Origin of the sequence: Thermoanaerobacterium thermosulfurigenes, assembly GCF_051201035.1 — a bacterium.
GTDB classification, from domain to species: domain Bacteria; phylum Bacillota; class Thermoanaerobacteria; order Thermoanaerobacterales; family Thermoanaerobacteraceae; genus Thermoanaerobacterium; species Thermoanaerobacterium thermosulfurigenes.
This window is the reverse complement of the sequence record NZ_JBPODR010000029.1, coordinates 1-23648: the sequence shown is the minus strand read 5'-3', so window position 1 is coordinate 23648 and position 23648 is coordinate 1. Positions and strand designations below refer to the sequence as shown.

The 23648-nt window shown below is 36.9% G+C and carries 23 protein-coding genes; 18 read left to right on the top strand and 5 right to left on the bottom strand.

The annotated features are described in order from the left end of the window. Window positions 1-227: 227 nt before the first annotated feature. Window positions 228-311: a putative holin-like toxin gene (locus tag HNR52_RS10195; protein ID WP_432416176.1), complete on the bottom strand. Its 84-nt coding sequence runs from the start codon at window positions 309-311 to the stop codon at window positions 228-230. Window positions 312-508: 197 nt separating this feature from the next. Here HNR52_RS10195 and fabZ point away from each other — a divergent pair, with 197 nt between their 5' ends. The 6 genes from fabZ (at window position 509) to HNR52_RS10165 (ending at window position 6815) form a co-directional block, all read left to right on the top strand. Then, the gene (gene fabZ / locus HNR52_RS10190) at window positions 509-937 is read left to right on the top strand and encodes a 3-hydroxyacyl-ACP dehydratase FabZ (RefSeq protein ID WP_195890961.1); all 429 of its coding nucleotides are present in this window, start codon (window positions 509-511) and stop codon (window positions 935-937) included. Between the two features lie 16 nt (window positions 938-953). Further along, entirely contained in the window at window positions 954-2510 is a 1557-nt protein-coding gene (murJ, locus tag HNR52_RS10185; protein ID WP_435620536.1) for a murein biosynthesis integral membrane protein MurJ, read from the top strand. 13 nt (window positions 2511-2523) lie between these two features. Beyond that, the gene (locus tag HNR52_RS10180; RefSeq protein ID WP_013788899.1) at window positions 2524-3642 is read left to right on the top strand and encodes a DUF362 domain-containing protein; all 1119 of its coding nucleotides are present in this window, start codon (window positions 2524-2526) and stop codon (window positions 3640-3642) included. A gap of 97 nt (window positions 3643-3739) precedes the next feature. Then, the gene (locus HNR52_RS10175) at window positions 3740-3877 is read left to right on the top strand and encodes a hypothetical protein (protein ID WP_200866668.1); all 138 of its coding nucleotides are present in this window, start codon (window positions 3740-3742) and stop codon (window positions 3875-3877) included. Window positions 3878-3935: 58 nt separating this feature from the next. Next, a complete protein-coding gene (gene pgeF, locus HNR52_RS10170) occupies window positions 3936-4751 on the top strand; it encodes a peptidoglycan editing factor PgeF (RefSeq protein WP_435620535.1) in 816 nt (271 codons plus the stop codon). Window positions 4752-4838: 87 nt separating this feature from the next. Then, entirely contained in the window at window positions 4839-6815 is a 1977-nt protein-coding gene (locus HNR52_RS10165) for a methyl-accepting chemotaxis protein (RefSeq protein ID WP_435620534.1), read from the top strand. Between the two features lie 38 nt (window positions 6816-6853). Here HNR52_RS10165 and HNR52_RS10160 read toward each other — a convergent pair whose 3' ends face one another. Continuing rightward, a complete protein-coding gene (locus HNR52_RS10160) occupies window positions 6854-7924 on the bottom strand; it encodes a tetratricopeptide repeat-containing glycosyltransferase family 2 protein (protein WP_435620533.1) in 1071 nt (356 codons plus the stop codon). An 82-nt stretch (window positions 7925-8006) separates the two neighbouring features. Further along, on the bottom strand, window positions 8007-8984 hold the full coding sequence (locus HNR52_RS10155; protein WP_435620538.1) for a DNRLRE domain-containing protein: 978 nt from the start codon (window positions 8982-8984) through the stop codon (window positions 8007-8009). A gap of 177 nt (window positions 8985-9161) precedes the next feature. On the opposite strand from HNR52_RS10155, the gene HNR52_RS10150 reads away from it, so the two are divergent. From HNR52_RS10150 to HNR52_RS10125, 6 genes are all read left to right on the top strand, one after another. Next, complete coding sequence (locus tag HNR52_RS10150) at window positions 9162-10331, top strand: iron-containing alcohol dehydrogenase (protein ID WP_435620532.1); 1170 nt, start codon at window positions 9162-9164, stop codon at window positions 10329-10331. A 150-nt stretch (window positions 10332-10481) separates the two neighbouring features. Continuing rightward, window positions 10482-10739, top strand: coding sequence for a UPF0175 family protein (locus tag HNR52_RS10145; protein ID WP_085113086.1), 258 nt, complete (start codon window positions 10482-10484; stop codon window positions 10737-10739). Then, window positions 10732-11088 (top strand): PIN domain-containing protein, encoded by a 357-nt coding sequence (locus HNR52_RS10140; protein ID WP_435620531.1) that lies wholly within the window; start codon window positions 10732-10734, stop codon window positions 11086-11088. The genes HNR52_RS10145 and HNR52_RS10140 overlap by 8 nt, the downstream gene beginning before the upstream one ends. 208 nt (window positions 11089-11296) lie before the next feature. Next, on the top strand, window positions 11297-12250 hold the full coding sequence (locus HNR52_RS10135; protein WP_041592134.1) for a phosphodiester glycosidase family protein: 954 nt from the start codon (window positions 11297-11299) through the stop codon (window positions 12248-12250). 12 nt (window positions 12251-12262) lie between these two features. After that, window positions 12263-13288 carry a hypothetical protein gene (locus tag HNR52_RS10130; protein WP_013788889.1) on the top strand — a complete coding sequence of 342 codons (1026 nt, stop codon included), beginning with the start codon at window positions 12263-12265 and terminating at the stop codon, window positions 13286-13288. An 80-nt stretch (window positions 13289-13368) separates the two neighbouring features. After that, window positions 13369-14091: an SGNH/GDSL hydrolase family protein gene (locus tag HNR52_RS10125; RefSeq protein ID WP_435620530.1), complete on the top strand. Its 723-nt coding sequence runs from the start codon at window positions 13369-13371 to the stop codon at window positions 14089-14091. A 6-nt stretch (window positions 14092-14097) separates the two neighbouring features. On the opposite strand, the gene HNR52_RS10120 is transcribed toward HNR52_RS10125, so the two are convergent. Further along, on the bottom strand, window positions 14098-14979 hold the full coding sequence (locus HNR52_RS10120; RefSeq protein ID WP_435620529.1) for a selenium metabolism-associated LysR family transcriptional regulator: 882 nt from the start codon (window positions 14977-14979) through the stop codon (window positions 14098-14100). 137 nt (window positions 14980-15116) lie between these two features. Between HNR52_RS10120 and HNR52_RS10115 the strand changes: the two genes are divergently transcribed. From HNR52_RS10115 to HNR52_RS10090, 6 genes are all read left to right on the top strand, one after another. After that, a complete protein-coding gene (locus tag HNR52_RS10115) occupies window positions 15117-16925 on the top strand; it encodes an NAD(P)/FAD-dependent oxidoreductase (protein WP_435620528.1) in 1809 nt (602 codons plus the stop codon). A gap of 165 nt (window positions 16926-17090) precedes the next feature. Next, the gene (xylA, locus tag HNR52_RS10110) at window positions 17091-18410 is read left to right on the top strand and encodes a xylose isomerase (protein ID WP_435620527.1); all 1320 of its coding nucleotides are present in this window, start codon (window positions 17091-17093) and stop codon (window positions 18408-18410) included. 66 nt (window positions 18411-18476) lie between these two features. Beyond that, on the top strand, window positions 18477-19982 hold the full coding sequence (gene xylB / locus HNR52_RS10105) for a xylulokinase (protein WP_435620526.1): 1506 nt from the start codon (window positions 18477-18479) through the stop codon (window positions 19980-19982). A 254-nt stretch (window positions 19983-20236) separates the two neighbouring features. Further along, window positions 20237-21439: an ROK family transcriptional regulator gene (locus tag HNR52_RS10100; RefSeq protein ID WP_013788883.1), complete on the top strand. Its 1203-nt coding sequence runs from the start codon at window positions 20237-20239 to the stop codon at window positions 21437-21439. A 116-nt stretch (window positions 21440-21555) separates the two neighbouring features. Further along, complete coding sequence (locus HNR52_RS10095; protein WP_435620537.1) at window positions 21556-23169, top strand: MBL fold metallo-hydrolase RNA specificity domain-containing protein; 1614 nt, start codon at window positions 21556-21558, stop codon at window positions 23167-23169. A gap of 146 nt (window positions 23170-23315) precedes the next feature. Further along, complete coding sequence (locus HNR52_RS10090) at window positions 23316-23444, top strand: hypothetical protein (protein WP_435620525.1); 129 nt, start codon at window positions 23316-23318, stop codon at window positions 23442-23444. A 19-nt stretch (window positions 23445-23463) separates the two neighbouring features. Here HNR52_RS10090 and HNR52_RS10085 read toward each other — a convergent pair. Further along, window positions 23464-23648: hypothetical protein (locus tag HNR52_RS10085; protein WP_435620524.1), on the bottom strand; the 185-nt coding region annotated here is incomplete at its 5' end.

The following is a 23648-nucleotide window of genomic DNA, read 5'->3' as shown; positions in this document are numbered from 1 at the left end:
ATGGATTTACTATTACCATATATTCAACTAGATGTAAAATATAAAAATTCTTGTAGAGATAAATTTTTTGCTGGAATTTTGATGCGAAATCTCTGTCTCTTTTATTTTTTTGTTTATTTTTTCAAAGAATGTGATATAATATAGATAAAGAGGTAACCGTCCGCAAAATGCGGTTGCCCAGATAAGTTAAGGTTTAAACCATAACCGCACTGGTGCTAGCAGGGCGGTTATTTTTCTCTTTTAAAGCCGAGAATCGCTATAATTAACATTCCGAACATTATCATCAAAGACAATGTCTCGTATGTATTCATCATAGCAACCACCTCCTTTTAAGGAGAGTGGCAACCGCACCCTGCTACAGGCTACCTCAAATACAATTATAACATATATTTATAATTATAGCAGGTAAAAAGCGCATCAAAATAACATTTTTAGTTGCGCAATTTTCATATTTTCATCCTATATGGTATAATCATAGTAAAAAGCAAAAGTAGGAGTGGATTAGATGATAGATAATAAAGAGATCAGGGAGGTCATACCCCACAGGTATCCGTTTTTGATGATTGATAAAGTGTTGGAGATTGAAGATGGTAAGAAAGCCGTAGGCATAAAAAACGTCTCTGCAAATGAACCTTTTTTTCAAGGGCATTTTCCGGGGAATCCCATTATGCCGGGTGTACTTATTGTAGAGGCTATGGCGCAGCTTGGTGGAATAACCGTTATGCACGGGAAAGACAATAATAACATGATAGGGCTTTTTACAGGCATCAATAAGTGCAAATTCAAAAGAGTAGTAGGGCCTGGAGATCAGTTAAAGATTGAAGTTGAGATAATCTCGTCAAAATTGAATCTCATAAAGGCGAAAGGCGTTGCGACGGTAGATGGTGACTTGGCAGCCGAAGCTGAGATATCGTTTATGCTGGTGGAGAAAAATTAAATTGAAGGTGCGTTAAATGTCAACAGTAAAGAAAACTGCTGAAGCTGCAGGACTTGTGATGGTTATAACATTGATAAGCAAAATAACTGGTTTTTTGAGAGAGGTAGTCATAGGATCAAAGTTTGGCACCACAAAATACGTAGATGCTTATAACATGGCTCAGAACATACCGATGGTTTTGTTTGCTGCGATTGCGGCATCTATCGGCACTACAGTCATACCCCTTTTTTCTGAATACCTTGCAAAGAAAGGAAAGGATAAGGCTTTTGACTTTATAAACAACCTTTTAAATGCTTTGATTCTATTGACAGTTATCTTTGCGTCAGTAGGCATAGTGATGGCGCCGATTTTAGTCAAAATAATGGCACCGGGATTTAAAGGTGATGTCTACCACGCTACATTGAAGCTTACGATGATTTTGATGCCTGTGATGGTATTTGTGTTAGTGTCAAATATCATAACAGGTGTTTTGCAATCACTTGACCATTTTTCTGTACCTGCAATGATAGGCATACCGTACAACATCATCATAATAGGTGTAGCACTTTTATACGGAGCTAAATACGGTATATATGGTGTAGCTGTAGCAACTGTGGCAGGGTCTATCATTCAGGTGATTATGCAGCTTCCGGTCCTTTATAAGTTTGGCTTCAGGTACAGATTTGTGCTGGATTTGAAAGATGAAGGGGTAAAAAGAGTAATCATATTGGCAATGCCTGTTCTCGTTGGAACATCAATACAAGTTATAAACACCTACGTTGACAGGATGATAGCGTCATATTTGCCATCAGGCAGCATTGCAGCTCTAAACTATGCAAATAGGCTCATAGGCTTTGACATATTTTCAATGGCAATCGCAATTGTAATATATCCGATGCTTTCAAAGCACTTTGCGGCTAACAACATAGATGAGTTTAAAAAAGGCATAAAGATGGCAGTTAAAGCGATACTCTACATCATGATTCCAGTAACAGTAGGTGCCATAATATTTAGGTACCCGATCATAAGGATCTTGTTTGAGAGAGGAGCCTTTAACGAAAGATCAACTTATCTTACTTCTATTGCTTTCATGTTTTTAAGTTTAGGCATGACAGCCAATGGGCTTAGAAATGTCCTAAGCAGAGGCTTTTATTCTTTAAAAGATACCAAGACGCCGATGGTAAATGGTGCAATTGCCGTTTTAGTAAATATAGGACTTAATCTAATCATCGTAAGGTATCTTGCATTAGGAGGACTTGCATTGTCTACGTCCGTTGCAGCAACTTTAACATCGTTGATGCTTATGTATTCCTTGAAGAGGAAGATAGGCATTATCGGTGGATATGAAATTTTAGCCTCCTTTTTAAAAGCAGTTATAGGCTCTGCTATAATGGGAGGATTTGCATATTTGACATTCAATCTTGTCATGAGACATTTGCCAGATACAAAAATTTACGAAGCTGTATCATTAGTAACTGCAATTTTTGTGGGTTCTATCGTCTACATTGCGATTATAATGCTATCGGACAATTCTATATTGGGTTATGTAAAAAAAGGTGCAAAAATGTTAAAGGGAAAATTAGCTGGTGATTAAAGGAGTGATTTCGATGAAATCAAAGGTATACTATTACAATATGAGGTCTTTAAAGCCATCAGGAAGTATTACATCAAAAGTATCAAGGCTTTTTGACGTAGCAGGATTTAAAAGCATTTTTAAGAAAGACGATTTGGTTGCAATAAAACTGCATTTTGGAGAAAGAGGAAATAACGCATACATAAATCCCATCTTTGTAAGACAAGTGGTAGACAAGGTTAAGGCCAACGGCGGCAAACCGTTTTTGACTGATTCGAATACACTTTATAAGGGAAGCCGCGCGAATGCCGTAGACCATTTGATTACAGCCATAGAAAATGGTTTCGCTTATGCCGTTGTCAATGCACCCTTGATAATAGCAGATGGCTTATTAAGCAAAGATGCGGATGAAGTAGAGATAAACAAGAAGCACTTTAAGACGGTAAAAATATCGTCTAACATAGTCAATGCCAATTCCATGATCGTGCTTTCGCATTTTAAGGCACATGAGATTGCTGGATTTGGTGGTGCCATAAAAAATCTTGCTATGGGGTGTGCTACAAGAGCAGGCAAACAGCAGCAGCACTCTACCGTAAGCCCAAAAGTAGGCAAAAAATGCACTGCCTGTCAGACATGTATCAAAAATTGTCCGGAAGATGCCATATCACTGGTAGATGGCAAAGCTTACATAGATCCTGAAAAATGCATCGGATGTGGAGAATGCATCACAATGTGCCAGTACGACGCCATAAATCCGCAGTGGGGCACAGACATGGATGAGTTTGTGGAGAGAATGACGGAGTACGCCTATGGAGCCTATATGAATAAAAAAGGCAAAATAGCCTTTATGAACTTTGTAATGAATGTGACGCCATTGTGTGATTGCACACCGTGGAGCGATGCGCCTATTGTACAGGATATAGGAATACTGGCATCATTTGACCCTGTTGCCATAGACAAGGCCAGCTTTGACCTTGTAAATAGACAAGCAGGAAATCCACATTCTGCATTAGGAGATTTAGGCAGAGGGCTTAATGAAGGTGATGACAAATTTGCCGCTGTTCATCCTGAGACGAGAGGAGATATACAATTTAAATATGGTGAAGAGCTTGGAATGGGTACTACAGATTATGAGCTTGTAGAACTTAAATAATGCAGATTTTCTGCATTATTTTTTTTAAAAAAGTAAACAAATTTGTATACGATTATAGTATAATGTATGTATAAGGTTAAAAAGGGAGAGGTCAATGATGGAAAAGTATATTATAATTATACCGGTTGCAGGGGTGCTGACGGTAGCATTGCTTTTTTTAATAATGCTTTCAATGATCAAGTTTTCTGACAAGTACATAAATAAAAAAGAAGAGAAAAAGAAAAAGACAAGTTGAACTAAGGACAGTGATGTCCTTTTTTTATACAATAATAATATAGAAAGGTTTGATTAAAGTGAATAGAGGATTTAAAAGAAATGAAATTGATGGCGTTGTCTTTTACACGATACCCGCATTTGAAAATACAGGAAAAGTAAAACATCTTTTTTCCACAAGAATAGGTGGTGTAAGTGGTGGGCCCTACAGTTCTCTTAACTTGAGCCTTACAAGGTACGATGATACAGAAAGCGTGTACGAAAATTTTAATCGTATATGCCATGTTGCAAATATCAATTACAGCGATATGGTTTTTTCAAATCAAATCCATTCAGATGGAATAAAGATTGTAAATGAAAGCGACAAAGGTAAAAACTTTGGCATAAGTGATATAAAAAATGCAGATGCTTTGATGACCAATGAAAGAGGCATACCAATTGTGACATTTTATGCTGACTGCACACCTCTTTATTTCTTAGATCCTGTAAAAAACATTATAGCATTAGCGCATGCTGGATGGAGAGGTACGGCGAAAGAGATTGGTCCTAAGACTGTTGAAACAATGGTAAATGCTTTTGGCTCTCATAAAAAAGACATACTCGCAGCTATAGGTCCAGCTATAGGTGTTTGCTGCTATGAGGTAGGGAAAGATGTGGCAGACAAGATATCAAAATTAAATATCAACATAGGTGATGTATTGTTAGACAAAGGCGATGGAAAGTGGATGTTAAATCTTGAGATGACAAACTACTATGAGCTTATAAATTGTGGGATAAAAGATGAGAACATAACTTTGTCAGGCCTTTGCACATCTTGCAATGCTTATGAGTTTTACTCCTACAGAAGGGATAAGGGTGCAACCGGCAGCATGGCGGCATTTATGGAATTGATATGAGAAAAAATACAAAAAACGCTTAAGATTATTGTTAAAATAGCCGATAAACAATTTATGAGCAAAATTAATACATGAGGTGATAAGGCAGTGAAAAGTATAAGGTTCAAAATTTTCTCATTGGTTACCCTGTTTATCGTCGTACCGCTTCTTATTACAGGCTATTTTTCTGTAAATGAAGCGCAGACAATTTTAAAAAGCAGAATAGACAAATCAAATCAAGCGGCTCTTTCAGTGCTTGACAATTACGTTGGAATGGTGAAGCAAAATGCGGAGATTTCACTTAATGATATTGCCAATTCCAGCGACCTTAAAAACTACATAAAAACAGGCGATTCAAGCAGTTTGTTGGATAAATTAAAAGGTGTAGAAGACAACAATTCGATCATATTGAACGCGTATTTTACAGCTAAAGACGGTAAGACCATCATTTACCCTGTTCAAGATGTTAGCGGCGTAGATCTCACTAAAAGGCCTTGGTATCAGGCTGCTTTAGATGCAGGAGGTGCTATTGCTTCTACTGAGCCTTACAAGGACATCCTGTCTGGCAAACCCGAGATAACCATGTCAAAAGCCATATTTGATGAAAATCAAAACTTAGCAGGCGTTGTTGGAATAGACATAGACCTATCAAAGCTTTCTGATGCCATAAGCAGCATAAAGATAGGAAATACAGGATACTTTTACCTTATGACAAGCGATGGTACTGTAATATCACATCCAGACAAAACTGAGATGTTTACAAAAATGACGAAGTACAGCTTTGGCAAACAGCTTTTGTCACTTAACAATAAGACGATTGAGTATACTTTTAATAACCAATTGAAGTTTGCCAGCGTCAAAAAGCTAAACGAATTTGGATGGATCGGCGTTGTAACGACAACTATTCAGGAGTTAAATGCTGATACAAACTCAATAAAGAATACAATGATAACAGTGATGATTATCTGTCTCATATTTGGTTTGCTGCTGGCATTTATATTTATTTCTACTTTGACAGGCGGCATCAGGAAAATATCAAAGACGATGGAAAAAGCGTCAAAAGGTGAGCTTGTGCTTAGCACTGATATAAAATCAAGAGATGAAGTAGGACTGCTTTCAAAAAGCTACAATGACATGATTGAAGGAATACGATCATTGGTCATGAAGATAAAAAATGTTGCTGAATCTGTAAACAACATTTCCAATAACATTGCATCATCATCAGAGCAAGTTTCGTCCACAATGCAGGATGTGGCCAGGGCAATAGAGCAGATAGCTGAGGGCTCATCGAATCAGGCTGAAAGCGCTCAAAGCAGTGCTAAAGCAACACTGGAGCTTGGAAAGCTTATAGATACAGCTATGAACGACTCTAACAATATTTTGGACGAAGTCACAAACATAAACATGATTTCGGAAAGCAGCAATGAGATAATTGAAAGCCTTTTAGCGAAGACGCAGCAAAGCATTGAATCTAACAACAAAGTAAGAGAGTCTACACTTTTCTTAAGAGATAAGTCAAACCAGATAGGAAAGATAGTGGATACAATAAGGCAAATAGCGGATCAGACCAATTTGCTGTCTTTAAATGCAGCCATAGAAGCTGCAAGGGCGGGAGAGGCTGGAAAAGGCTTTGCTGTTGTTGCTGACGAAGTGAGAAAATTGGCTGATGAGTCAAGCCTTGCTGCTAAAAGCATATCAGAGCTTATATCTGAGATACAAAATGATGTAAATGAAACAGTTGCAACGGTGGAAAATGCCAATAATATCGTCATGGAGCAAAGCAATTCCGTCAATAACACGAAAGAGATATTTGAAGGCATAATACAAGCCTTGAAGTTTGTGACAGATATGATAAACAGCCTGAACGACTCTTTAAAAGAGATAGAGGCTAATAAGAACAAGATCGTTGATGCTGTGCAAGATATAGCTGCTGTATCTGAGGAGACTGCGGCGTCAACCGAGGAGATTTCGGCATCATCACAAGAGCAAACAGCTATAATCGAGGAGCTTTCAAGTACGGCAAACGAGCTTAAAGGGTATGCAAAAGAGCTTATGGAGTCACTTAAGATGTTTAAAATAGAGTAAAGTACAAAAGAACAGGTAAGTAAAAAGACCTGTTCTTTTTATAATATGCTTTCCAAAAATGCTTTGTTTTGAAGTACCATAGGATTGTTTGGGTCATACTTTCTCGCTTCTTCATTATGCATATATGATTTTTCTATGTCACCTAATCTGTAATAGCATATGCACAACTGAATATGTGGAAGCCATGTTGAACATGCTATATTTACAAAGCCTTGATTAGGTTTTTCGACTTTTGTCGCAAGCTCATACCAGAAAATAGATTGCTTTATCTTGTTTTCTTGTAAAAATTTATATCCTAATCTGCAACAGAATTCAGGCCTTGGCACGTCGTATTCAAAAGATTTAAAAAGCACTTCATCCCTTTTGTCTAAGTCTCCTAAAGCTTCATAGCAATCAGCAAGCTTTCCGAGAGAATACAGTATATCTTCCATCCATCCTTTCTTGGAGTCTATAAACATGTTGTAGTATTGGATGGCTTCAGTATATCTTTTGTGCTCGGCTAATTCATTTGCATAGTAAAACATGTCTCTTGGTGAAAAGTCTTTTTTGCTTTCAATCATTTTTTCGTAAATTTCAATGTTTCTATTCGATGTATTTTTTACTTTACCATGCATAATTTGTATATCGCTATCGTAAATTTTTCCGTAGACCTCAAGGTATTCATGCACTGCGCCAATCCATTTGAAGTTTTTTGCTCTTTTTATAAGGCGATTTCTAATGCTTACAAAAGATGGACTGCCATTTGATGTTTTAGTCAAGACGTATTTCATCGTCACTGAGTCGATAGATGCGTCAAAATTGTTTTTAAGATCTATAAGCTTTTCTAAATCGCCTGGTTCCACATAATCATCTGCATCAAGCCATAATATATAATCCATTGTCGCTTTGCTAAATGAAAAATTTCTTGCTGCGCTAAAATCGTCTATCCACTTAAAATCAAATATTTTATCAGTATATTTCTTTGCAATGTTTTTCGTAGAGTCAGTAGAGCCTGTATCAACTATGACTATTTCATCTACGGCATCTTTTATGGATGTTAAGCATCTATCCAATGTTAGTTCTTCATTTTTTACTATCATGCACAGACTTATAGTTATACTTTGGCACATATGTTATCCCCCCCCCTTATCTGATTTCAATAAATTTACATCTAAGGGTTGGCAAAACCAAACCCTTAGATGTTTTTTAATATTAGTCAAGCTTTAGCAATGTGATAGAAGCATTTACGACTCCAGAAGCTAAAGTCAAGGCGACGCCTGTATTTCTCAAAGTCAAGACGTCTCCAGCAGATACAGTTATTATAGCTTCACCTACTAATTCTGTTGCGTTGATGATTGTGGAGTACTGTGTTTGAGGTAATGGAGTGCCGTTTAATGTCAACACCATCGAGTTCAAAACAGCCACTGAAGCTGTCGTAGTATAGCCAATTCTATAGGTTCCTCCTATGACAAATGTTATAGGTGCGGTTCCTGTTGTGTGAGAGATGCCTACTAATGGTCCATTGCTGTCAAATGTTACATCTCCACCAAGAATGACGGTGTTACCAGTTGTGTTGTAAATATATCCGTAAGCTGCTATTCCTGCGCCAGTAGGACCAGTCGGACCAGTAGGACATACAGGACATGGTTCATAGGTTATTTCAAGATATGGTTTGTTTACATTGTTAGTTGATTCATACCCTATTATAGTGTCAACTACATTTTCTATTCCTCTTATGGTTATGCCAAAGTTTAAAGGTGGTGTTAAAACCCATTTATACGCTAAATTTGTTATATCAATTCCTATATAGCTTCCTACCATGCTGTCGGTAACAGTGAAAGTGTATGGGGTTATGATTGTAAAAGGTGCCGTATTCCAAGTTACTGTCGATTGACTGAAGTCATTTAAGTTTTCATAGATTGTAATATTCTGTGGATACAGTACGCTGTCAGGCATATCTTTTCTGTTTACATAAAGATACAGTTTAGCATCTGTCATCACATTGCCAGATGGTATAGCTCCCGACAAGTCAAACTTTAATAGAGTTCTGTAAGCATCCGGCATATTTCCAAACCTTAAATATTCGCCAGTAAATAGTGAAATAGAATTGCCGAAATTTTGAGTAGGAAAATACTGTGATATATAAGCATCGTCAGTAGGGTTAATTTGAATAGTTGGCAAAACAACCACCTCGTTTGGAATATTTAGAGCACGATTAAATATAATCATGTTCTAAAACTAATATATGAAGTTGTATATTAATTGTTACATATCGAATGCTATCATAGTGTACTATCAAAATATGTTTTTTGAAAAACCAGTGGTATAATTATTTCAAAAGAACCATTAAAAAGAGGGTGTGATTTTATGAACAATTTTGATTTTGTTTGTCCGACAAAGATCATCTTTGGCAAAGGAACTGAAAATAGAGTAGGTGATGAGACAAAAAGGTATTCAAAAAAAGTATTGTTTGTCTATGGCAGTGGCAGCATAAAAAAGACAGGTCTTTACGACAAAGTCGTAAAATCACTAAAAGACAATGACGTGGATTACATAGAATTATCAGGAGTAAAACCAAATCCAAGGCTTAGCTTGGTTTATGAAGGGATAAAGATTTGCAAAGAAAACGGTATTGACTTCATATTGGCTGTAGGTGGAGGCAGTGCGATAGACACTGCAAAGGCTATCGCTGTTGGTGCACTTTATGATGGCGATGTATGGGATTTCTTTGTAGGCAAAGCTGAGATTGAAAAGGCATTGCCATTAGGTGTAATATTGACATTGGCTGCAACAGGAAGCGAAGCCAGCGACAGTGCAGTCATAACAAATGAAGATGGTTGGTACAAGAAGGGTATACACTCTGATCTCATAAGGCCTCAATTTGCCATAATGAATCCAGAGCTTTTGTACACGCTTCCTCAGTATCAGACGGCTGCAGGTGCAGCGGATATAATGGCTCATATAATGGAAAGGTACTTTACAAATGTCCGCAATGTAGACCTTACAGATAGGCTTTGTGAAGCCACGCTTAAGACCATGATAAACAATGTTCCAAGGCTTATTGAAAATCCCGAGGATTATGATGCGAGAGCTGAAGTGATGTGGGCAGGCACTATTGCACACAATGGACTGTTGGATACGGGAAGAATCGGCGATTGGGCATCACACAGGATTGAGCATGAACTAAGCGCAATCTACGATATAGCACACGGCGCAGGACTTGCTATAATATTCCCAGCATGGATGAAATACGTGTATAAACACGACTTGGATAGATTTGTCCAGTTTGCCGTTAAGGTTTGGGATGTAGACTTGACATTTACCGACAGAGAAGCGATAGCGCTGGAAGGTATAAAAAGACTTGAGGATTTCTTTAGAAACATTGATCTTCCTGTCACACTGAAGGAGGCTAATATACCTTATGACAGGTTTGAGGAGATGGCTGACAAATGCACGTCAAATGGGACGGCAACCGTCGGACAATTTGTTAAACTTACGAAAGAAGACATAATAAACATATACAATCTTGCAAAATAACCTAATACAAGTAAATATATCCTGGTTATGCTATAAAAATAGCTATTCAGGATATATTTTTTTATATCTTTATTTTTTCATTATGTTTCCGCTAACTCAAGATATATGTGATATAATATAATCATAAGGTTTAAAGCAGAAGGTGATTTTATGAAGTTTACAGAGAAAATAGAAATTCCTGAAGAAATATTATTAAGTCTTGGAAAAAGTGGAGAAGAGCTTATAGATGAGATGAAAAAAACTTTAGCAGTTAGATATTATCAAGAGAAAAAGCTTTCATTAGGTCAATGTGCTGGACTTGCTGGTGTAAGTGAGGAAGATTTCATAAAGTATTTATCTGGTTTTAATATAAGCATTTTTTCTTACGTTGGTGGAGAAGAACTTGCGGAGGATATAAGAAATGCGTAAAGTTGTTTTAAACTCTACACCGATTATAATTCTTCGAAATATAGGCCGAATGGATCTTTTAAAACAGCTTTACGAGAATGTATATATCCCTTATGGTGTATATGAAGAAGTGATGATTTTGGCTAAAGAGATTAATGCTGATTTGTGTATTATTGATGATTACCTTGCAAGACAGCTTTTAAAAAGCTTAGGACTTGTTGTAAGTGGCACGCTGGGGATTTTGGTAAAGGCAAAGGAAAAAGGAATCATAAAAAGAGTAAAGCCAGTTGTAGACGATATGATACGAAAGGGATTCTACATCGACAAAAAATTGTATAATGAGATCTTAAATATTTGTGGCGAAAAGTAAAATTGCGTAGAAAAATGTCTAATAATCATGTACAATCTTGCAAAATAACCCAATATATGTAAATATATCCTGATTATGCTATAAAAATAGCTATTCAGGATATATTTTTTTATATATTTGCGATTTTTTTAATAAAATATTAATAATTTTCTTGTATAATAGAATATGTGTAAAATTATAAGGTGTTAAAATGGGAGAGAGAAATTGTATGAAAAAGATAATAGCTTATGTAATATTTCAAGTATTTTTGGCTGTCATAGTTATACCGATGTCAATATTTTACGGTCCTTTTACAAATATCAGAAATACTTTGGTAGCGACAGCTATGACTACATTTAGCCATAAGTACATTGCCACATTATTTTTGCCACAAAGCAAAATTGACGCTATAATGAAGGAAATGACAAATATATCTACAGACAGCAGCAAAAGTAGTCTATTGAATTTCAAAAACAACCACGACACGACGATTGAAGTGAACGACATAAGCAGCAGCAGATTCAAAGGAAAGGTGATTTTAATACACGATCCTACGAGAGTTGAAGTAGGCATATCAAGCAAGCTTCCTAAAGAAGGGGAGACAGTAAGTGAGATAGCGAAAGAAAATGGTGCTATAGCTGCAATAAACGCTGGAGGCTTTATTGGATACGTTGATGGTGCATGGACTGGAAGTGGAGGAACGCCAGGCGGAATAATAATACACAATGGAAAGCTCATATACAACAATGCCTACAGTAAAGACGGTAAAATAGACCTTGCGGGATTTACAACAGACGGCAAACTTTTGGTGGGAAAATACACGTTGGACGAGATAAAGAATTTAAACATAAAAGAAGCTGTAAGCTTTGGCCCTGCCCTCGTAGTCAATGGGAAACCTATGATAAAGACTGGCGATGGTGGATGGGGTATCGCTCCAAGGACTGCAATAGGACAGAAGGCCGATGGCACAGTTATATTTTTAGTCATAGACGGTAGAGCAATATCCAGCGTTGGAGCTACATTAAAGGATGTACAAAATATAATGCTTGATTACGGTGCCGTAAATGCCACAAATCTTGACGGAGGATCTTCAACGACCATGTACTACAAAGGGAAAGTCATAAACAATCCGTCAAATCCTTTAGGCGAGAGAATGGTTCCTACAATATTTTATGCAAAATAAGATGGAGGTATTATGAAAGCTATAAGAAGAATTTTTACATGGATAGTGTTTCCATTGATAATAGAGATGGGAGTGCTTTTCTATATAAATAATGTATATCTATCTACTACAACTACGTTTCACATACAAAAAGTCAATACTGAGTCAGATACAAACGCGATGAAGAAAACAATGAAAGTCCCAGTGCCCAGCGACGGAGAAAGTGTTGAGGCATCTTACGACGGAAGTTATGTTTCATATCTTTTAAACCATCAGATAATAGTCGTTGACACTAAGACCCAAGGCATAAAGAAGGTAATCGCGGCCAGCAATTATATACAGTATTACACATGGCTTAATGATAGAAACAGAATCATATATTTTTATAAGACGTATAGCCGCGGCAGTGAAGCGATACAGCTTGAAGCCTATGATCTTGATATAAACAACAAGATAAAGATAGACAAGCTTATATATGCTCCAAGAAACAGTCATATAGAAAATGTCACATTGTCGCCTCTTACAAACATGATCTATATAAATGTGGTTGATGCCAATGGGTATAGCTATCTGTACCGTATAGATATAATGGGACAGATTACAAACTTTAGACTGCCAGTTAAGAGGATTACAAGAATGTACGAGCTTCAAAGAAAAGATGTTCTTTTATACGAGTCATCAAACGGCATAATAAGAGTCATCAAAAATGGCAGTGGATACACATTTTTGAGTGGCGGCTTCTCACTTATTGGCACTGACAGCAATGACAATGTGTACGTAGGTAAATTAGACAGCGACAATAAAGTTGTGGAAATTTACTACGGTACAATTGATAAAAGCTTCAAAAACTGGAGTCACATAAAGCTAAATCATGCAATTGACCCAAATCAGGTGTATATACTGCCGAAGGACAATGCCTTGACTGTCACTTTTGACGGTAAAGATTTGATTGACGTAAATACAGGTAAAACCATAACTGGAAGCGGCGACATACTGGGTATCAACGCAAATTATATAATCTACAAAAATGATAATAATGTAATATTGAAATTAGAATGATGCCGAATATTTCGGCATTTTTTGTTAATAAATATGTTAATTTGTGGTATAATAGAATAAAAGGTTAGGGAGGCTAAATGATGGAGATGTTAAACATAAAAGAAAATTACAATTTTCTTGTGTGTGGGGATTCTATATCTAAAGGTGTGGTTCTTGACAAGATTAGAAATAAATATGTGGTTTTGAAGGATTCTTATGCAAATATTCTAAATGGATATTTAAAAGGAACTGTTGAAAACATATCGAAGTTTGGCAGTACAATACTGAGAGGCAAAGACAGGCTAAAAAAAGAGCTACGCAATGTAAAACCCGATATTGTATTGTTGGAATTTGGCGGAAATGATTGTGACTTTAATTGGGATGAAGTAGCCAAAAATCCTTACAAAGACCATCTGCCAAATACTGATTTCAATGTGTTTAAAGAGACATTAAAAGAACTCATAGATTCACTTAAAAATGCCAATATAGCTCCGGTTTTGCTTACACTTCCTCCATTGGATGCTGACAAGTATTTCAACTGGATTAGTAAAGGCAATAAGGAATCAGCCAAAAACATATTGACATGGCTTGGAAGCGTCACAAAGATATACTGGTGGCAGGAAAGGTACAATTCTGCCATATTGAGCATAGCATCAAGCACTAATACAAAGATAATAGATGTGAGAAGTGCGTTTTTAGATAGACCTGATTACAGAAAGCTTTTATGTGAAGATGGAATACATCCAAATGAGGAGGGTCACAAGGCGATTGCAGATAGGATAAAAGACTACGTCATGACATATTACGGTTTTCTTTTAAAATAACATGCTTCATTTTACACTGCAAAGGAAATCTATAAACTTCTTGTGGAGCTCTGACAGGTATTTGTCTTTGTGGTATATGATATTGAATTTTCTCGTAAATTTGATTCCTTCTATTTCTATTTTTATAAGCTTTGAACTTTTTAATTCTTCATTTAAAGCCAGCTTTGATATTACTGAAACCCCTAAGTTTGCTTCGACTGCCTTTTTTATTGCCTCGATGCTGTTTAACTCCAACTTAATGTTGTATTCTATGTTGTTTGATTTCATAGTGTTTTCAAATACTTCTCTCGTGCCGCTGCCAGCTTCCCTCATTATAAAATCAGCTTTTGACAGATCATCCATCTGGATGATCTTCTTTTTTGTCCAATGATGTTTTTTTGAACAAATAAGGTACAACTCATCATCTAATAAATGTCTACTTTCGATGCTATCGGAGTGTATTGGACCTTCTACTATTCCAAGATCTATTTCGCTGTTTAGTATCATATTTACTATTTCCGCTGTATTGTTAATGCAAAATGGCAATTCTACATTTGTATATAATTTCAAAAAATTGCCTATCATTTTAGGCAGCAGATATGTACCATAAGTCCTGCTGGCACCAAGCTTAAGCTTTCCTGACCTGCTATCAGATATATCCTGTAACGTGTTTTTAGTTTCAAATAGCAATAGATTGATTTTTTTTCCATAATCTCTTAAAATTTCGCCTGCATGTGTCAAGACAAGCTTTTTGCCTATTCTATCAAAAAGCTTCACGTTGTACTCTTCTTCCAGCTCGGAAATTGCCTGACTTATAGCTGGTTGTGTCATGTAAAGGTGTTTTGCAGCTTCAGACATGCTGCCATACTCACATACAGACAAAAATATATTCAATTCTCTAAAATTCATATAAATCACCAATCATAAGCAATAACTTATATATTTTATAATATTATATTATTTTACTTATATAAAAACAAGCATTACAATAAGTTTAAGAAATAACAATGATGGTTTTCATTAAAAACAAAAGGAAGTGCATTATCATGATTTTAAATGAAGGTAAAATAGGAAATGTAAGATTGAAAAACAGATTTGTAATGTTACCAACTGTCACAAATTTATCAAACGATGGATTTGTCAGTGAAAAAGAGATAGGATATTACGACAGAAGGTCAAAAGATGTGGCTTTAGTGATAGTCGAGGCATCATATGTAAATAAGTTTGGCAAGTTTTTTAAAAACCAGTTGGGCATAGACGACGATGATAAGATTGAGGGACTTAAAAAATTAGCAGATGTTATTCATGTCAACGGCGCAAAAGCTGCGGTGCAGATTGCTATGCATAACCCTAAATACAAGCCATCAGATTTTTCTGTCGAAGACATAAAAGGGTTTGTGAAGGACTTTGTGAATGCTGCAAAAAGAGCAAAGGAAGCAGGATTTGATGCAGTTGAGCTTCATTTTGCACATGGATGGTTTGTAAATCAATTCTTATCGCCAAATGTAAATACAAGAAATGATGAGTACGGCGGAAATTTCTATGGAAGGGCCAGATTTGCATTGGAGATATTAAAGAGTGTGAAAAGTGAAGTGCCAAATATTGCTGTAATATGCCGTATAAATGGAAGCGACTATACAGATGGCGGATTTGACATAGAAGAAAGTGTAAAACTTTCTCGCCTTTTGGAAGAACACGGAACAGATGCAATAAACGTTTCGTCTGGTGTTGGTTCTACGTCAGAGTACCACATATCACCAATGGGAATAGATGATAAACCAATCATAGACTACGCAAAGAAAATAAGAGATAGTGTTTCGATTCCTGTCATTGCTGCTGATAAACTGGGTGATGCAGATGATTGGGAAGCAATCGTAAGAGATGGCTATGCTGACTTTATAGGCATTGCAAGAGGCCTTATAGGAGATCCTGACTGTGTCTCTAAATATATCAATGGAAAAGCTGATGAGATAAAATACTGTATCCATTGTAATCAAGCATGTATTGCGTATATACAAAAAGGGCTTCCTGTATCATGCATGATGAATCCTACGGTAGGCAGAGAAAAAGAATTTGATGTGACTGCAGAGAATAAGCTTAATGTGGCTGTGATAGGCGGTGGTCCTGCTGGTATGTCTGCTGCTTTGTACTTGGCAAAAAAAGGGCACAATGTGGAGCTATTTGAGAAGTCAGATGCATTGGGAGGACAGTTGAAAGTGGCAAAAGTTCCTCCGCATAAGTCTGAAATAGGAAAAGTAGTAGATTATCTTGAAGCTGATTTAAAAAAATACGGCGTAAAAGTCAATCTAAATCGAGAAGTTACGTGCGATGAACTAAAAAATATGAATTATGACAAAGTAATAATTGCAACAGGCTCAATTCCAAAGGAATTGACGATTAAAACTGATGTAGTACCTTATAAAGGCATAGATGTTTTAAGTGGCAAAATGCCAAAAGGGATGAAAATAGCTGTAATAGGCGGTGGTTTGACAGGTTTGGAGACGGCAGAATACCTTGCAACAATGGGTAAAACTGTTACAGTATTAGAAGAGCTTGATGAAGTAGGCAAAGACATATACCTCATGAATAAGAAGCTTTTGATGGAAAGATTGAGAAATCTCGGTGTAAGAATCATAACAAACGCAAAAGTAGATGTGATAAACAATGGAAAAATTGTATACAATAATGGCAAGGAAGTTGAGGCAGACGATGTGGTGATTGCGATAGGCAATACTCCTGATGAAATATTTAAAAAATGCATAAGCGACAATATGATTTTTATAGGCGACTGTAAAGAAGTAGCAACAGCAGTAGAGGCGATAAGGGATGGCGCAGAAGTATCACTTACAATTTGAAAAAGAAGGTGACGGCTTTAAAGTTCAAGCCGCTTTTGGTTATATACCAGAGCGGTTATTTTTTTTAAAATTTTTTTATTTTAAAGAAGGATTTTTTAAATTTGTGTAGAATATATAATATATAATGTTTGTTGGACAGACAAACGAATAGAAGGAGGAAGCTTTATGAATAAATATTTTGAGAACGTATCTAAAATAAAATATGAAGGACCAAAATCAAACAATCCTTATTCTTTTAAATTTTACAATCCTGAGGAAGTAATCGATGGTAAGACGATGGAGGAGCATCTTCGCTTTTCTATAGCTTATTGGCACACTTTTACTGCTGATGGAACAGATCAATTTGGCAAAGCTACCATGCAAAGGCCATGGAATCACTATACAGATCCTATGGACATAGCTAAAGCAAGGGTAGAGGCAGCATTTGAGTTTTTTGATAAGATAAATGCACCGTATTTCTGCTTCCATGATAGAGATATTGCCCCTGAAGGAGACACTCTTAGAGAGACGAACAAAAATTTAGATACAATAGTTGCTATGATAAAGGATTACTTGAAGACCAGCAAGACGAAAGTTTTGTGGGGTACTGCGAATCTTTTCTCCAATCCAAGATTTGTGCATGGTGCATCAACGTCTTGCAATGCCGATGTTTTCGCATATTCTGCAGCGCAAGTCAAAAAAGCACTTGAGATTACTAAGGAGCTTGGTGGCGAAAACTACGTATTCTGGGGTGGAAGAGAAGGATATGAGACACTTCTCAATACAGATATGGAGTTTGAGCTTGATAATTTTGCAAGATTTTTGCACATGGCTGTTGATTATGCAAAGGAAATCGGCTTTGAAGGCCAGTTCTTGATTGAGCCGAAGCCAAAGGAGCCTACAAAGCATCAATACGACTTTGACGTGGCAAATGTATTGGCATTCTTGAGAAAATACGATCTTGACAAATATTTCAAAGTTAATATCGAAGCAAATCATGCAACATTAGCATTCCATGATTTCCAGCATGAGCTAAGATACGCCAGAATAAACGGTGTATTAGGATCGATTGACGCAAATACGGGTGATATGCTATTAGGATGGGATACAGATCAGTTCCCTACAGATATACGCATGACAACACTTGCTATGTATGAAGTTATAAAGATGGGTGGATTTGACAAAGGCGGACTCAACTTCGATGCGAAAGTAAGACGTGCTTCATTTGAGCCAGAAGATCTTTTCTTGGGTCACATAGCAGGAATGGATGCTTTTGCAAAAGGCTTCAAAGTGGCTTACAAGCTTGTAAAAGATAGGGTATTTGACAAGTTCATCGAAGAAAGATATGCAAGCTACAAAGATGGCATAGGTGCAGATATTGTAAGTGGGAAAGCTGATTTTAGAAGTCTTGAAAAGTATGCATTAGAGCGCAGCCAGATTGTCAACAAATCAGGAAGACAAGAGCTATTAGAGTCAATCCTAAATCAGTATTTGTTTGCAGAATAATGAAACATGAGGGCAGCTTCATGCTTCATTAAAGCTGCCCTTAACAAATATCATGGAGGTAAATGTATGTATTTTTTAGGGATAGATTTAGGAACATCGTCAGTTAAAATAATATTGATGAATGAAATCGGCAATGTGGTATCAAGTGTTTCAAAAGAATATCCTGTGTACTATCCAGAGCCAGGCTGGGCCGAGCAAAATCCAGAAGACTGGTGGAATGGCACGAGGGATGGAATAAAAGAGATTATTGCAAAAAGCGGCGTAAAAGGTGATGACATAAAAGGCATCGGCTTAAGCGGACAGATGCATGGACTGGTTCTTCTCGACAAAGACAATAACGTTTTAACACCAGCCATACTTTGGTGCGATCAAAGGACACAGGAAGAATGCGACTACATCACAGAGAAAATAGGGAAAGAAGGTCTTTTGAAGTACACGGGAAATAAAGCCTTGACAGGCTTTACCGCACCAAAGATATTGTGGGTAAAGAAACACCTTCCAGATGTATACGAAAGAATCGCCCATATCCTTTTGCCAAAAGACTATATAAGGTTTAAATTGACGGGTGAGTACGCTACAGAAGTTTCAGATGCATCAGGTACACTTCTTTTCGATGTGGAGAATAGAAGATGGTCAAAGGAAATGATAGACATATTTGAAATACCGGAAAAAGCCCTTCCTAAGTGCTATGAATCAACAGATGTCACAGGGCATGTCACCAAAGAGGCAGCAGATCTGACAGGGCTTCATGAAGGTACTATCGTCGTAGGCGGTGGTGGTGACCAAGCCAGTGGTGCTGTCGGCACTGGCACAGTAAAAAGTGGTATAGTGTCCATCGCATTGGGTACTTCAGGCGTCGTTTTTGCATCACAGGATGAGTACGCAGCAGATGATGAGCTTAGACTTCACTCGTTCTGTCATGCAAATGGCAAATGGCATGTGATGGGTGTAATGCTTTCAGCTGCATCTTGTCTTAAATGGTGGGTAGATGATGTAAATAATTACAAGACTGATGTTATGACATTTGATGCACTCTTAGAAGAAGCAGAAAAGGTAAAGCCAGGCAGTGATGGGCTATTATTCTTGCCGTACCTTATGGGTGAGAGGACGCCCTACAGCGATCCTTATGCAAGAGGCAGCTTTGTAGGTTTAACCATTACTCACAATAGAAGCCACATGACGAGATCTATATTAGAAGGTGTAGCATTTGGGCTTAAGGATTCGCTGGAACTTATAAAGGCTTTAAATATTCCTGTAAATGAAGCCAGGGTAAGTGGTGGTGGCGCTAAAAGCAGGCTTTGGAGGCAAATACTTGCCGACATATTCAATGTAAGGATCGACATGATAAATGCTACAGAAGGACCTTCATTTGGTGCAGCCATAATGGCATCTGTAGGATATGGCCTTTACAAAAATGTAGATGATGCCTGCGACAGTCTAATAAAAGTTACAGACAGCGTATACCCAATCCAAGAAAACGTCGAAAAGTACAACAAGCTGTATCCAATCTACGTAAGCTTGTATTCGAGACTTAAAGGTGCTTTTGAAGAAATTGGGAAGTTGAAATTATAAGGTTTCACTTAAGACTAACAAGTAGATTATTAAAATAATAGGTTAAATCATCTCCCGTTGCAAGATGGGAGATAATTACTATTGGAGCATATATTGTGGAATTGCTAAAGAAGAATAAAGATAGTAAAGATTCGTCAAATTGTTAAACTTTTATACGTGTTTTTCGATTATTATGTTAAGGTCATATCATTGAGTAAGCACATTTTGATATGGTATAATATGCTGGTGAAAACGAAGTATTGCAAGGTGATTAAATGATAACAGGTGATCAGTTGCTGATAAAACAAATTAATAAATCTATCGTTTTAAACACTATCCGCAAAAAAGGCATAATATCGAGAGCTGACTTGGCAAATATTACAGGGCTTAATAAATCGACAGTTTCTTCTTTAGTTGATGAGCTTATAAAAGAAGGCTTTGTAGAGGAAGAAGGACCTGGCGAGTCAAAAGGCGGCAGAAAACCAATAATGCTTATGATAAATAGCCTGGCTGGTTGCGTCATTGGCGTAGATCTTGATGTAAATTACATCCTCGTCATTTTGACAGACATACTTGCAAACATATTGTGGCAAAAGCGGATAAATTTAAAGATCGGTGAAAGCAAGGAAGATGTCATATCTAAGATGCTGGAACTTATAGATGAGGCTATAAAAAATTCACCAAATACGGTGAAGGGAATATTAGGTATAGGTATCGGTGTACCTGGCATTACAGATTATAAAAGAGGCGTTGTGTTAAAAGCTCCAAACTTAAATTGGGAAAACGTGGAGCTTAAAAAGATGGTGGAAGAGAGATTCGATTTAAAAGTGTACATCGACAATGAGGCTAATACGGGCGCTATTGGTGAGAAGTGGTTTGGAGGAGGCAGAAACGCTAAAAATTTTGTCTACGTCAGTGCAGGCATCGGCATAGGTACAGGAATCATAATCAATAATGAGCTTTACAGGGGTTCCAGCGGATTAGCAGGTGAGATGGGGCACATGACGATTGATATAAATGACCACATGTGCAGTTGTGGAAACAGAGGATGCTGGGAAAACTATGCATCTGAAAAGTCACTTTTTCAATTTATAAAAGAAAGGCTTGAAGCAGGACAGAAAGATGACTTTATAGACAGTGAAAACATTGATTCTCTTGATATAAATGATATTGCAGGCTATGCGGAGCTGGGAAGCCCACTTGCTATCGATGCGATAAACGAAATTTCTAAAAATTTAAGCGTTGGAATTGTAAATATAGTTAATACATTTAACCCGGATTTGGTGCTTATAGGCAATACATTATCTGCTATTGGTGATATGTTGATAGACGCTGTCAAAGAGTACGTAAAAGAGAAATGTCTTGTATCAAGGTACAATGATGTTGCTATTGAGATCTCTAAGCTTGGAATGCTGGAAAGAGCCATAGGCGCTGTTACACTTGTCATATCTGAAGTGTTTTCGTATCCTGGATTGTAAAAGCGAGATGAAAGATTTAAGTCTTTCCTCGCTTTTTTTATTAATTATAGTATAATATTATTAAGACTATTGATAAAATCTTGAATATTTTTATCAATTGCGAGAGGAGAGATATGATGAAGATCACTTTTTTAGGTGCCGCAAAGGAAGTAACAGGTTCTTGCTATCTTGTGGAGACTGAAAAATCAAAATTTCTGATAGATTGTGGCATGTTTCAAGGAAGCGAAATAGAAGATGAGTACAATTATCAAGAGTTTGCATTTGATATTAAAGACATTGATTTCATGCTTTTGACACACGCTCATATAGATCACAGCGGAAGGATTCCCCTTCTTTTTAAAAGAGGATATAGAAAAAAGATATACGCAACTAAAGGCACTGTAGATCTTTGTGAATACATGCTGCAGGACAGTGGACATATACAGCAGATTGAAAATGAGTGGAAGAATAGGAAAAGAAAGAGGGCAGGAAAAACGCTTAGAATGCCGCTTTACACTGCTGACGACGGAAAAGCAGCAATGCAGCTTTTTTGCGGTGTCAATTATGATGAGATAATAGAGCCATCAGAAGATGTAAAAGTAAAGTTCAATGATGCAGGACACATGCTGGGTTCATCTATATTGGAAATTTGGGTAAAAGAAGGTGGAAAAGAGACGAAGGTAGTTTTTTCGGGGGATTTGGGAAACAAAAATATACCGATTTTGAGAGATCCTACAATAATAGACGAAGCGGACTATCTTGTGTGTGAATCTACATACGGTGATAGGCTGCATGAAGACGTAGGCGACAAAGCCAAAAAGCTTATGGAGATAATAAAAAAGACCATATCAAGAGGAGGTAATGTGATAATACCATCGTTTGCCGTAGGAAGGACACAAGAGCTGTTATATGAGATACATAAAGATGAAGAACTTTACAAAAATGAGATAGAGTACATAAGCAAAGTGCCTGTGTACGTAGATAGCCCTCTTGCTACGTCAGTCACAGATGTATTTAGAAAACATCTTGATTATTTTGATGACGAAGCCAGAAGCTATGTGGAAAATGGCGATTATCCACTGGATTTTCCAAATTTGCATTTCACTCATTCGACAGAAGAGTCAAAGGCGCTTAATGACCTTAAAGAACCTGTTATCATAATTTCAGCCAGTGGTATGTGTGAGGCCGGTCGCATAAAACATCATTTAAAGCACAATCTTTGGAGGTCTGACAGCACAATAGTATTTGTTGGCTATCAGGCTAAAGGGACTCTTGGTAGGAGAATATTGGAAGGTGAAAAGACTGTAAATATATTTGGAGAGGAAATAACAGTCAACGCAGAGATCCAAAACATAGAAAGTTTCTCTGGGCACGCCGATCAAAAAGGCATTATGGATTGGATATCGTCATTTAAGAAAAAGCCTAAAAAAGTATTTATTGTTCACGGCGAAGATAGTGCCCAAAAGGTACTTTCAGAGAAGATAAAGGATGTGTTTAACATTGAAACTGTCATTCCATCAAAGTACGATACGTATGACTTTGAGTCTGATGAAGTAAATGTGACAGAAATCCCATTGCCGTCAGATGATGAGATACTAAGACAGATAGAAGAATTGAGGACGGAAAACGATAAGATTTTGTCAAAGCTTAAAGACATCATAAGTCAAAATAGAGGAAAGGTAAAAGAAGTTGGCAGCGATTTGGCAGCAATGTCAGATGTATTGTCGAGATTAAAAAGAAGATTTAGCTAATTATTGTGTGCCACAGTGCGCACTTTTTTGTTGTAACGAAATAATTATATATGTTATAATATCATTAAGGTTAATGATCGGAAAGAGCACCACTCCCTATATTCGTGAGATGTTGGAGGTTAAGGGCAAAAAGGGGGTGGGGCGAGGTGGATATAGTAAAGATTATGGCTATATTTACATCAGTGCTTTTAACAATCGTCGCCCTAATTTTAAATCGCAAGAATTTTCATTTGGAATTCAAGATTGAAATTGGTCAAAACAAAAAAGAGCATTAACCTCTGCACAGGAATGCTCTTATCCGAGTAGCACATTAACCTTTCCTCCAACATCTCTATTTTTATTATATTTCACTTGTTTTATACTGTCAACTTTTTTTATACTTTTCCAGAGATTTCGCATCAAAATTCCAGCAAAAAATTTATCTTTACAAGAATTTTTATATTTTACATCTAGTTGAATATATGGTAATAGTAAATCCA

What these genes read in the sequence shown, in the direction of transcription:
- HNR52_RS10195 (WP_432416176.1), bottom strand. Translation starts at nt 311, where the DNA reads ATGAATACATACGAGACATTGTCTTTGATGATAATGTTCGGAATGTTA.
- HNR52_RS10100 (WP_013788883.1), top strand. Translation starts at nt 20,237, where the DNA reads ATGATAACAGGTGATCAGTTGCTGATAAAACAAATTAATAAATCTATC.
- HNR52_RS10160 (WP_435620533.1), bottom strand. Translation starts at nt 7,924, where the DNA reads ATGTGCCAAAGTATAACTATAAGTCTGTGCATGATAGTAAAAAATGAA.
- HNR52_RS10150 (WP_435620532.1), top strand. Translation starts at nt 9,162, where the DNA reads ATGAACAATTTTGATTTTGTTTGTCCGACAAAGATCATCTTTGGCAAA.
- HNR52_RS10140 (WP_435620531.1), top strand. Translation starts at nt 10,732, where the DNA reads ATGCGTAAAGTTGTTTTAAACTCTACACCGATTATAATTCTTCGAAAT.
- xylA (WP_435620527.1), top strand. Translation starts at nt 17,091, where the DNA reads ATGAATAAATATTTTGAGAACGTATCTAAAATAAAATATGAAGGACCA.
- HNR52_RS10115 (WP_435620528.1), top strand. Translation starts at nt 15,117, where the DNA reads ATGATTTTAAATGAAGGTAAAATAGGAAATGTAAGATTGAAAAACAGA.
- HNR52_RS10095 (WP_435620537.1), top strand. Translation starts at nt 21,556, where the DNA reads ATGAAGATCACTTTTTTAGGTGCCGCAAAGGAAGTAACAGGTTCTTGC.
- HNR52_RS10130 (WP_013788889.1), top strand. Translation starts at nt 12,263, where the DNA reads ATGAAAGCTATAAGAAGAATTTTTACATGGATAGTGTTTCCATTGATA.
- murJ (WP_435620536.1), top strand. Translation starts at nt 954, where the DNA reads ATGTCAACAGTAAAGAAAACTGCTGAAGCTGCAGGACTTGTGATGGTT.
- HNR52_RS10145 (WP_085113086.1), top strand. Translation starts at nt 10,482, where the DNA reads ATGAAGTTTACAGAGAAAATAGAAATTCCTGAAGAAATATTATTAAGT.
- HNR52_RS10125 (WP_435620530.1), top strand. Translation starts at nt 13,369, where the DNA reads ATGGAGATGTTAAACATAAAAGAAAATTACAATTTTCTTGTGTGTGGG.
- HNR52_RS10180 (WP_013788899.1), top strand. Translation starts at nt 2,524, where the DNA reads ATGAAATCAAAGGTATACTATTACAATATGAGGTCTTTAAAGCCATCA.
- HNR52_RS10120 (WP_435620529.1), bottom strand. Translation starts at nt 14,979, where the DNA reads ATGAATTTTAGAGAATTGAATATATTTTTGTCTGTATGTGAGTATGGC.
- xylB (WP_435620526.1), top strand. Translation starts at nt 18,477, where the DNA reads ATGTATTTTTTAGGGATAGATTTAGGAACATCGTCAGTTAAAATAATA.
- HNR52_RS10135 (WP_041592134.1), top strand. Translation starts at nt 11,297, where the DNA reads ATGAAAAAGATAATAGCTTATGTAATATTTCAAGTATTTTTGGCTGTC.
- HNR52_RS10175 (WP_200866668.1), top strand. Translation starts at nt 3,740, where the DNA reads ATGGAAAAGTATATTATAATTATACCGGTTGCAGGGGTGCTGACGGTA.